Below are 4167 nucleotides of genomic sequence, written 5' to 3' on the forward strand. Positions count from 1 at the left end.
CGCTTCAACATGACCCAGTGAATCAAAAACCCCCGGCAAATGCCAGGGGTTTGTCAGCAGCCTGAGGCGGCGCGGAATTTTCCGCGCCGTTTTTTCGTTGTTGGTGCATGCCCGCCGATCTGTCGGCCGGAGTTTTCTGATAGGATCGGAGCTATCGGGACGAGGCCGGCCGGCGGCCGATAACGGAGGTGAACATGCCCCGCAACGCGCTGCTCCTGCTCTCCCGGCTGCTGCTCGCCGCCCTGTTCGTGCCTTCCGGTTTCCATGCATTGAGCGACATCGCCGGCACCACAGGCTATTTCGCCGGCCTCGGCCTGCCGCTGCCGACACTTGCCGCCTGGGGCACGGGACTGTTCGAACTGATCGCCGGGCTGCTCATCCTGGTCGGTTTCCAGACCCGGATCATAGCGCTTCTGCTCGCTGCCTTCTGTATCGTCGCCGGCTTCATCGGCCATTATGGCCAGGGCGGCGGCGACGCGATGCTCGCCTTCCTGCACCAGCAGATGCTGATGAAGGACATTGCGATATCAGGTGGGTTTGTAGCGCTGGCGATGGCCGGCGCCGGCGCATGGTCGATCGACGGGCGCGGCGCGGTTTGATATTTTTGCGTAGATGGGCCCGAGCTGATCGACCCCACTCCGTCTCGGCTTCGTCGAGTCACCTCTCCCCTGATCGACGGGGTAGAGGAAGGCCGCGAGCCTATTGCCGCCAACGCTCTTCCAACGAGGCTCCCTTCCTTTCCCTCCGGAGGGGAGAAAGGTGGCGCTGCAAAGCAGCGACGGATTGGGGAAAGCCGGTCTACAAACGCGATGCCGCTGACAAGTGGCGCGATTGGTTTGATCTCATATCCGCGTGGGTCAGATATCAGGCTTAGGCCGTGCCCACTTCACCGAGACGCTGGGGCCGCCCTCGACGCCAAGCCAGGTCGACCCCCACTCCGTCTCGGCTTCGCCGAGCCACCTCTCCCCCGATCGACGGGGTAGAGGAAGGGCGCGAGCCTGTTGCCGCCAACGCTCTTCCAACAAGGCTCCCTTCCTTTCCCTCCGGAGGGGGGAAAGGTGGCGCTGCAAAGCAGCGACGGATTGGGGGAAGCCGGTCTACAAACGCGATGCCGCCGGCGAAGTACGACCGGCAGGTCTCCGCTTAAGTCAGATAAGACACGGGTCTGCTAGCAGCTAGCGCCTTATTTCACCGACATGCTGGGGCCACCCTCGACGGCCAGCACCAGCCGGCGGTTGGTGATCCTGGCCAGCTGCGCCAGGCGCCCGGCCGGCCGCTCGCCATAGAGATCGGCCAGCGATGCCGGCAAGACCAGCGCCAGCACGCCGTTGGCGCGCTGTTCCCATTTCAGCCTGGGCATGATGCCGGGCATCGACGCCGTCAGCAGGTAGACGACGCGCATCATGGCGGCGAGGACGCGGGCGCGCTCCAGATAACGCGGCGATGCCAGAGCCTTGATCTCGGGGGCGATGGCTTCGTTGAAGATGCCGTCGTGACGATAGGCGTTGGCCATCGCCAGGAAAGCACGGCCAGGATGGTCGACGCCGAAGAAGGACGCGTGCGCAATGATGTTGAGCGATTGCTTGCCGCGGTATTCGGGATGCGCGCGCCAGCCGATGTCGGCCAGCAATGCGGCCGCGTGGCGGTAGCGCGCCTCGTCCTCGGTCTCGTCGATGCCGAAGGCGGCAAAGGTCTTGGCGGTCCAGTCGACAAGTTCGTGCGCATGGGTGACGGAGCGCGAGCGCAGACGGGCGAGTTCCTCCGAGGCCGAAATCAGTGGATCGGCCTTCTGCTCCGCCTCGTCGAGCAGCGAATAGAGAAAGCCTTCGCGCACGCCGAGCGCCGAGACGATGATCTTCGACGGCTGCATCGCCGCCATGATCTCCTGCAGCACGATGGCGCCATAGGGCAGCAGCGAACGGCGGTTCTTCGAAACGCCTTCGATGCCCTTGACCTTCTCGATCTCGGCCTTGGCCACCTGCTTGAGGAAGTTCGCCGCGCTTTCGGCCGATATCTCGTAATGGTGCATGACGCCAAGCGGATAGTTGGTCATTTCCATGTGCAGCCGGGCAAGATTTCGCCAGGTGCCGCCGACGGCGTAGAAGGGCCTGCCCTGCCCGCCTTTCAACAGCTTGGCCTTCGCCAGTTCGTCACGCGCGATCCTGGCCGCCTGGGCCAGCGAGTTCTTCGCCATGTCTTGCAGGCGCAGGCCGCCCAGCGGCAGCGTGATGCCGTCGCCGATCGCCTCGCCGCTGACATCGACCAGTTCGAGGCTGCCGCCGCCCAGATCGCCGGCGATGCCATCGGCCGGATGGAAACCGGAAATGACGCCGAGCGCGGAATAGTACGCTTCCTGACGACCGCTGATCACTCGGATCTCGGTCTTCAGCACATCCTCGGCGCGGTGGATGAAATCGGGGCCGTTGACCGCCTCGCGGGCCGCCGCGGTCGCCAGCACATACATTTGCTCGGCGCCGGCCTGGTCGGAAAGCGCACGAAAGCGGCGGAACTCTTCCATCGAGCGCGTTACCGCCTCGGGGTCGAGCTTGCCGGTCGAAACGATGCCGCGGCCGAGACCGGCCAGCATCTTTTCGTTGAACAGCATGGTCGGCGAGCGCGCCAGCCCCTCATAGACGACGAGACGGATCGAGTTCGATCCGATGTCGATGATGGACAGCGGTCGGCGGTCCTGCAGCCGGCCCTGAGAATCAGACAGCATCAGCCGGACGCTGCGGCGTTCTTCTTGCGGCGCTTGAACTGCGCGATGCGCTTGGGCGCATGCGACTTCAGCGCGTCACCCCGTCCCGACAGGCTCGGATTGGTCATGAAATATTCCTGCGCGTTGAACGGTTCCTCGCCCTCCTCCAGCACGACGCGCCGGGAGGTTCCATCAGCCAATACGTCGAAACTTTGCTGATTGTCCATAATGTTGCCCAGCATGATCTGGCCAAGGATCTGTTCATGCACAGTTGGATTGGTGATCGGCACCATGGTTTCGACGCGGCGGTCGAGATTACGCGGCATCAGGTCGGCCGAGGAGATGTAGACGATCGCCTCGTCCGACGGCAGGCCGTAACCATTGCCGAAACAATAGATGCGGCTGTGCTCGAGAAAACGGCCGACGATCGATTTTACGCGGATGTTTTCCGACAGGCCCGGAACCTGCGGCCGCAGGCAGCAGATGCCGCGCACGACAAGGTCGATCTCGACGCCGGCGCGGCTGGCATCGTAGAGCGCGTCGATGATGATCGGATCGACGAGGGCGTTCATCTTCATCCAGATGCGCGCCGGTTTGCCTTGCACCGCGTAGGCAATCTCGTCGGCAATGTGCTTCAGGATGCGGCTTCTCAGCGTGAACGGCGAGATCGCCAACCGCATTTCGTCCGTCGGCTCGGCATAGCCGGTGATGAAATTGAACAGCTGGGCGACATCGCGCGCAATCGTCGGATCTGTGGTGAAGAAGGACAGGTCGGTGTAGATGCGCGCGGTGACCGGATGGTAGTTGCCGGTGCCGAGGTGCACGTAGTTGCGCAGCTTGCCGTCCTCGCGCCGCACCACCAGCGACATTTTGGCATGCGTCTTCAGTTCGAGAAAGCCGAACACCACCTGCACGCCGGCCCGCTCCAGGTCGCGCGCCCAGCGGATGTTGGCTTCCTCGTCGAAACGCGCCTTGAGCTCGACCAGTGCGGTGACCGACTTGCCGGCCTCGGCCGCGTCGACCAGCGCGCGCACGATCGGGCTGTCGTTGGAGGTGCGGTAAAGCGTCTGCTTGATCGCCACCACTTCCGGATCGGCCATTGCCTGGCGCAGGAACTGCACCACCACATCGAAGGATTCGTAAGGGTGATGGACGACGATGTCCTTCTCGCGGATGGCGGCGAAACAATCGCCGCCATGTTCGCGGATGCGCTCGGGAAAACGCGGATTGTAGGGCGTGAATTTCAGGTCGTCGCGGGGAACGGCGACGATCTCGGAAATCTGGCTGAGCGCCAATGGACCGGTCAAGACGCTGATGCGGCTCGACGACACGCCAAGCTCGCCGGCGACGAAATCGCGCAATTCGCCAGGCATCAGCCTGTCGAATTCGATGCGGATCACCGATCCGCGCCGACGCCGCTTCAGCGCCGTTTCGAACAGGCGCACGAGGTCCTCGGACTCCTCCTCGAC

General features: G+C 63.6%; 3 protein-coding genes. 1 reads left to right on the top strand and 2 read right to left on the bottom strand.

Annotated elements, in window-relative coordinates; genetic code table 11:
* Positions 1-194: 194 nt before the first annotated feature.
* Positions 195-599 carry a DoxX family protein gene (locus tag EN955_RS33815; RefSeq protein WP_013532414.1) on the top strand — a complete coding sequence of 135 codons (405 nt, stop codon included), beginning with the start codon at positions 195-197 and terminating at the stop codon, positions 597-599.
* Positions 600-1183: 584 nt separating this feature from the next.
* Here the strand turns inward: EN955_RS33815 and ppx are convergent.
* Both ppx and ppk1 read right to left on the bottom strand, forming a co-directional pair.
* Positions 1184-2719 (bottom strand): exopolyphosphatase, encoded by a 1536-nt coding sequence (gene ppx, locus EN955_RS33820; RefSeq protein WP_024505005.1) that lies wholly within the window; start codon positions 2717-2719, stop codon positions 1184-1186.
* Positions 2719-4167 (bottom strand): polyphosphate kinase 1 (ppk1, locus tag EN955_RS33825; protein WP_127223556.1); only part of this gene is annotated, 1449 nt, incomplete at its 5' end. The genes ppx and ppk1, both read right to left, overlap by 1 nt.

The organism is Mesorhizobium sp. M7A.F.Ca.CA.001.04.2.1 (assembly GCF_003998485.1).
Lineage (GTDB): Bacteria > Pseudomonadota > Alphaproteobacteria > Rhizobiales > Rhizobiaceae > Mesorhizobium > Mesorhizobium ciceri.